The sequence below is a fragment of the Candidatus Borrarchaeum sp. genome (assembly GCF_019058535.1).
Classification (GTDB): domain Archaea; phylum Asgardarchaeota; class Sifarchaeia; order Borrarchaeales; family Borrarchaeaceae; genus Borrarchaeum; species Borrarchaeum weybense.
In genome coordinates, this window is record NZ_JAHPYX010000069.1 from 1 (window position 1) to 6,664 (window position 6,664).

Below are 6,664 nucleotides of genomic sequence, written 5' to 3' on the forward strand. Positions count from 1 at the left end.
GCGCTTAATGGAGTTCGAAGTTCGTGTGCAGCTACATTGATGAATTGTGACTGCATTTGTTCAACTTTCTTCCGTTCTGTGATATCACGAACGATGCCCCATGATCCGGTGGGTGTGCCTTCCTTATCCTTGATGACCCATGACCTTGCAGAGATTGGGACGATTGTTCCGTTCTTCTTGATGTATTCTTTTACGTACTCATCGGAATAACCCTTCGCAAACACTTCTTTAGAAAAGATTTTTTTGTTCATATCAATCCACTTACTGGGCGTGATGTCCCATAGGCTTAATTGATACAGTTTCTCCTTAGTGTATCCGAGCATATCCGCGAAGGCCTGATTACAGTCCACTATCTTTTGCTCCATATTTGTGAAGGCGATGCCATCTATGGAGGACTCATATAACCCCCGATAACGGGCCTCTGACTCCATGAGTTCCGATGTCCTCTCTTCAACGAGTTTTTCCAAGTTTTCAGTATATTTCCTCATTTCTTCTTCAGCATATTTACGCTTTGTAATATCTAAAAAGGTGACCTGATTAGCGAGTTTTCCTTGATATTCAATAAGAGTAACAGATGCGTCCAGCCAGCTCACCGACCCATCTTTTCTGGTTATTCGAAAATCGTAACGCAAAGAACTTGGCTTGCCCATAAATCGATCTCTTATCCATTCTTGCACAATTTCCCGATCCTCTGAGTGCACAAGTGCCCTCGCGTCTTCGGGTGAAAAATTCAGTAGTTCCTCAATCGTATATCCGCTGATCTCTGCGAATGCTGGATTAGCGAACTTAATAAAGCCGTCCTGTAAAATTGTAATACCTTGGAGCGACTGATCAATTAACATACGATATTTTTTTTCTGATTCAATTAACTGACTCTCTATTTTCTTGCGCTCGGCGATTTCCCGTTGCGCTGCATCGTAAAGTCTGGCTTTTCCGATGGCAACACTAACGTATTCGCCCAGAGCTGTCATAAGGCGCAAGTCAGCTTCCGTTAGGTGTTTACCCGCTTTGCTCTCAACGTTTAAAGTGCCCACTACCTCATTTTGGTCGAACAACGGAACGCAGATCTCAGAGGCGATATTTTCAATAGCCCCTAGGAACTCGGGATCGGTGCGAACATCTTCGAGTAACACAGGTTCTGCGGTACGAACAACGCGGCCAGAGACCCCCTTTGTTATCGGAATTTCGGAGATTTCTTTGTGGTAACCCATCTGATGTTGAAGTATCAATATATCACCTTTACGCAAGTAGAGGCTGACCAGAGTATAGCCGAACGTCTCGACAATGCCCTCAACAACGGTACGGATGACCTTCGGTAGATCTAGACCTTTAGCTAGGGATGAGCGCGCCTTATCCAGCAGATCCAGTTCTCGCACCCGCTGCTCCAGCGCTTTCTCAGTCCGTTTTCGATCAGTGATGTCAGTTACTATCCCAAGGATCGCCCTCTCTCCATCATATTCTATTAATTTGCTAGTGATTATTGCCTCAATTCTCTTACCATCTTTGGTGACAAGAGCATAGTCATAGGGCGCGATCTCATCGCCCTCCATATGTGTATGTAACCTTGAAAGTATCAAGTTTCTATAGTCTGGGGCAATCAAACAAAGGAAATCAAAACCAGGTGAATAGAATTCCTCCCGTGTATAGCCCAAAACTTCTTCACATTTCTTATTGGCGTATACTATCCTACTCTTCTTATTAATGAAAATCATGTTTGGTGACTGCTCTGCAAGCTGCCTGAATTTTTCCTCGGAGTCTCTAAGTAATTCTTCTGCCTGTTTGCGTTCGGTAATATCTACCAAAATACCCTGTACAGCAGGTCTTCCAAGATAATTGATAAGATTTGTAGATGATTCTAGCCACCTTGTTGAGCCATCCTTCCTGATCATACGAAAAGAGTAGCGTTGAGGCACTGATTCCCCCATAAAGCGATCTCGTATCCTCACTTCAACGAGTGCTCGATCCTCTGAATGTACAAGCATCCTCATTTCTTCTGGCGAAAAAGCTAACAATTCCTCCATTGTATAGCCAAGAATCTTAGCGAATGCTGGATTAGCGAATACGATACCCTGGTCTTGTATAATTAATACTCCATATAGGGACAGCTCGATCAACTTACGGCATTTCTCTTCAGATTCTCTTAGTGATTTTTCTGACCGCTTACGCTCGCTAATGTCTCGTATTATCGCTAAATCTGCGGTTCTCCCCTCATATTCAATCAAACTGGCATTTATTTCAACGGGTATCTTCCTACCATCTTTTGTATTGATTGCTAATTCGTATCTAGTTTGAAAATTCTCTCCAGCGAGCCTATTTTTATATTGTTCCATAACTATTTTTCGATATTCTGGAGCAATAAAATCAAGAAATGGTTTTTCAAGTGTTTCTTCTAACGAATAGCCAAAAAGCTCAAGCAACTTTTTGTTTACAAATTTTACCATCCCATACTGAGCAATAGCGATCCCGTCGTTTCCCTGTTCTACGATAGTTGCGTATTTTTCTTCCGATTTTTTCAATAATTCCTCTGTATGTTTACGTTCGGTTATGTCTCTTATTGAAAATAAAGTAGCAGGTCTTTCCTCCCATTTGATAAGAACTACGTTGATTTCGGCCCATATTTCATTTCCGTTTTTGTTTATAATTCTGAAAGGGTAGACATGGGGAATTTCAGCACCTTTGAGTCTTTTTATATGACGTTCAATAACAATCTCTCGATCATCTGGATGAATAAAATCCACAAAAGGTCTTGAAGTCAATTCATCTAATTGATACCCAAATACTTCAATAGCCTTCTGATTTGCGAATTTAATTATCCCATCCTGTGCTACAAAGATAGGTTCATTGGCATTCTCGACCATTATATGATATTTCTCTTCCGAATCTCGAAGTTTTTCTTCAGTTTGTTTATACATATTTTCAAGTGTCTTCAAATTAGCAGCAATTTGACGCATTTCTATTAATTCTTCGATAAGTTGCTCTTTTGTTTTATCGTGATCGTTCAACTTGTTTTTCACCCAATTAGGCAATAATTTTTAAATTTTGTCAAGGGCTGCAAATCTTTAAGAGAAACACGTAATACTCATTTTTACATTTTATGCAGACAGTATTTCGCAGAACTAGCGGACAGAATGTATCTTAAGAACGACCCTAATATCAAAAATAAGTAAAAAATGATAAGAAAAAAAGGAAAGATGAGAAAATTAAGCGATTTTGTCCTTATATGATTTGAGACATTCTTAATGCGCCTATATTATAGCCATGGTTAATTTAATAACAATAAACAGTAAATAGAAAACAATTGTGGAAAAAAATAGTTCCTTAAATCAATAGACTTTTTTATGAAATCAAGAATTATTCTTCAAACAATTTATTGTGAAATTTATGATGAGTTCAATTGAGATATTTCTTAGAGGATTAAAGGAAACCTCAGATTATGAAGGACAAATTGTACATACAGAAACACTTCCAAAAAAAGAACCAAAGTATGGATCACTCGATTTTCCACTCGGCTTGCCTCTTCAAAGTTTTCTCAACAAAAGAAGCATGCAACTTTACATTCACCAAGCAGAAGCGATAAATGAAATTCGAAGAGGAAATAATATAATAATTACGACACCAACAGCTAGCGGAAAAACCTTAGCATATACTCTATCAATCTTTGAAGAACTTTGGAAAAATGCCAATTCTACAGCATTATTTTTGTATCCAACAAAAGCTCTTTCTAATGATCAACTAATGATCTTATCACAATTTGAAAGTGAAACTAGCATAGAAACAAAAGCAAGTGTTTACGATGGTGATACACCATCCCAAGCACGTCCCAATATTAGACAAAAATCAAGGATGATCTTAAGCAATCCATATGCGATACATCAATATCTTCCTTGGCATTCAAAATGGAAGAAATTCTTTCAGGGATTGAAATTTATCGTGATTGATGAGGCTCATACTTATCGAGGTGTTTTCGGTGCTAATTGCGCCTTCCTATTTCGAAGACTTCTTCGGATATGTGATTATTATGGCTCATCTCCACAGTTTATTCTCTCTAGCGCTACTATAGCGAATCCTGAAGAACAAGCTTTTAATCTTACCGGGAAAAAATGTGTAGTTATTTCAGAAGACGGATCATCCCGAGGAAGAAAGTTCTTTGTTTTTTGGAATCCTCCCTATAGCGATGAGGCTAAATGCATAAGACGCTCAACTCACCAAGAAACTATGTTTTTACTTACTGAAAGTGTTAAAAGCAGTATCCAGACTCTGTGCTTTACAATTTCCCGTCAAATGGCTGAATTAATTGCAAGGTGGACAAGAGAGGCTCTATCTGAAGATCTAGCTAGTGAGTTCTTAGCAGATCGAATAAGTCCTTATCGGGCAGGATACCTTCCAGAGGAAAGAAGAGATATTGAGCAACGCTTGAAAAATAAGGAATTACTAGGTGTGACTTCAACAACTGCTCTCGAAGTTGGAATCGACGTTGGTTCGCTTGATGCCGTTATTATCTCTGGGTATCCAGGAACTATAATTTCAACATGGCAACAAGCCGGACGGTCAGGAAGAGGAATGGATGATTCATTGGCAATTTTAGTACCGTTTTCAAACCCTCTTGATCAATACTTTATGAAACATCCAGAAAAATTTTTTGGAAGTTCACCAGAACATGCTGTAATTGATTTAAAAAATCCATATGTTGTGCTTGGTCATTTAATGTGCGCTTCCGCTGAACTTCCAATTGCCAAATTAGAAGATGACAAGTATTTCGGTTTGAAATTTGAAGAATCATTAGATGCTTTGCAACGTCACAAATTGATCACGCAGACTCCGAGGGGATATGTCTATTCAGGTAAGATGCGTGCTACTGAGGTAGTTAACATAAACAATATCTCAAATAAGATGGTTTACGTTCATTATAATGGTAAATTGCTTGAAACAATGGATTTACCAAAGGCTTATAGAGAGGCCTATAAAGGTGCAGTCTTACTTCATCAGGGAGAAACCTATGTCGTAGAGAACCTTGATCTCGAAAAAATGATTGCGTCGGTTAGAAAAGAAGATGTTGAACTTCATACAAATCCGTTAGAAGAAACAGATATTCAAATACTGAAAATCACAGAAGAAAAGGAAATTAGTTTAGGCTTCGAATTGAAAGTTGCTGATGTAGAAGTCACTGAATTCTATCATTCTTATGTGATAAAGCGTTATGATGTCATAATCGGGAGGCGACCTATTGATCTACCTCCATTGAAGTTTCAGACAGTTGCCGTTTATTTCACACTTCCAGAATGGATTCAACAGAAAGTAGCCGAGAGTGGGTATGATTTTGAGGGGGCTATTCATGCTTGTGAGCATGCCATGATTGCAATGGCACCCATGTACGCGTTATGCGACAGATGGGACATAGGTGGTGTCTCTAGTCCATATCACGAAGATGAAAAGAAAGCTGCTATTTTCATTTACGACGGTTACGAATTTGGGATTGGCATTGCTGAAAAAATCTATAAGTTATTAGATACAGGATTCTTGCAGACTACATATGAAATGATAAGTGATTGTGAATGTGAGGATGGGTGTCCTGCATGTATTATGTCTCCTAAGTGTGGCAATAACAATGAACCTCTTGATAAAAAAGGCGCATTATTAATATTGGAAGAACTTCTTCGGTTATTGTAATTCTTTTTCAACCTAGCGGATATAATTTTCATTATATTGATTCTGGAGAAATAAGGACGAACCCAGTTTCCTCATCAAATTTTCTACCTAATCTAACACCCAGGACTTCAATTATTGAAAGATCAATTGTAGCTAGAGTTGGGTTTTTACCTTTTACAAGGTGACCGCCGTAGACTTCTTTTTTCTCGTTACTAAATGTCGCATGAAAATGAGTTTCCAATTCTCCTTCTGTTCCTCCTTCACAAACTACTCCAAGACCACTGAGAAACTCAATAGGTCCTGGTACTTCAATAGGTTCTGTATAAACGATTCCTAACTTGGTACCCTCTTTCGCCATTGCCAACATAAATGTTGCTTTTTGCAAACTTCCTATTGATAGGCTTACAAAGGCTGATTTAATACTATAATCTTTGCATATTTTCTCTATTCCTTCAATAACATCAGTGCCTGGTAATAGTCGACCAATAATTACTTTACCGAGTTTACCAGCGGCGGCTTGGTAACGGATTGTACTGCTGAGTTCGCCAGAAGCCTCTTTAAAAGGAACTTCTTTCACGCTCATGCAGATTCCCTCCCGGAGATTCATGTAAGTTACATTTTTTTATCCACAATATCAATTCTTATAAACCATTTACATACTATTATATCATTACATTTTTTAGTGTATATTAAACTTCTGTCGGAGGGTGATAGAATTAGAAGAAGCCATAAGCAATGAAAAATTGGTTGAATTATATCGAGAAATGGTAAGAGTGAGGCTTTTTGATGATAAGATGGGCGAATTCTATGCTAGAGGGTTATGTCCTGGAACACTACACCTTTCTACTGGTCAAGAAGCTGTAGCAGTTGGTGTGTGCGCAAATCTAATAAAAGAAGATTTAGTAACAAGCACTCATCGGGCACATGCACATACTATTGCGAAAGGCGCACCAATGAATGTGACAGCTGCTGAAATCTTAGGCAAGGTAACAGGATGCTGTAGAGGTAGAGGAGGGAC

4 protein-coding genes are annotated in these 6,664 nt (G+C 38.7%); 2 read left to right on the forward strand and 2 right to left on the reverse strand.

The window, feature by feature from the left end; translation table 11 throughout:
- The coding region (locus QVB70_RS03750) for a PAS domain S-box protein (RefSeq protein WP_287583530.1) at positions 1-3,002 on the reverse strand (3,002 nt) is incomplete at its 3' end.
- Between the two features lie 382 nt (positions 3,003-3,384).
- On the opposite strand from QVB70_RS03750, the gene QVB70_RS03755 reads away from it, so the two are divergent.
- Positions 3,385-5,667, forward strand: coding sequence for a DEAD/DEAH box helicase (locus tag QVB70_RS03755; RefSeq protein WP_287583532.1), 2,283 nt, complete (start codon positions 3,385-3,387; stop codon positions 5,665-5,667).
- Positions 5,668-5,698: 31 nt separating this feature from the next.
- On the opposite strand, the gene QVB70_RS03760 is transcribed toward QVB70_RS03755, so the two are convergent.
- Positions 5,699-6,229 (reverse strand): DNA-binding protein, encoded by a 531-nt coding sequence (locus QVB70_RS03760; protein WP_287583534.1) that lies wholly within the window; start codon positions 6,227-6,229, stop codon positions 5,699-5,701.
- Positions 6,230-6,353: 124 nt separating this feature from the next.
- Between QVB70_RS03760 and QVB70_RS03765 the strand changes: the two genes are divergently transcribed.
- Positions 6,354-6,664: thiamine pyrophosphate-dependent enzyme (locus QVB70_RS03765; RefSeq protein WP_287583536.1), on the forward strand; the 311-nt coding region annotated here is incomplete at its 3' end.

Excerpts from the sequence above, each read along its gene's own strand:
- QVB70_RS03755 (WP_287583532.1), top strand. The coding sequence starts at position 3,385 with ATGAGTTCAATTGAGATATTTCTTAGAGGATTAAAGGAAACCTCAGAT.
- QVB70_RS03760 (WP_287583534.1), bottom strand. The coding sequence starts at position 6,229 with ATGAGCGTGAAAGAAGTTCCTTTTAAAGAGGCTTCTGGCGAACTCAGC.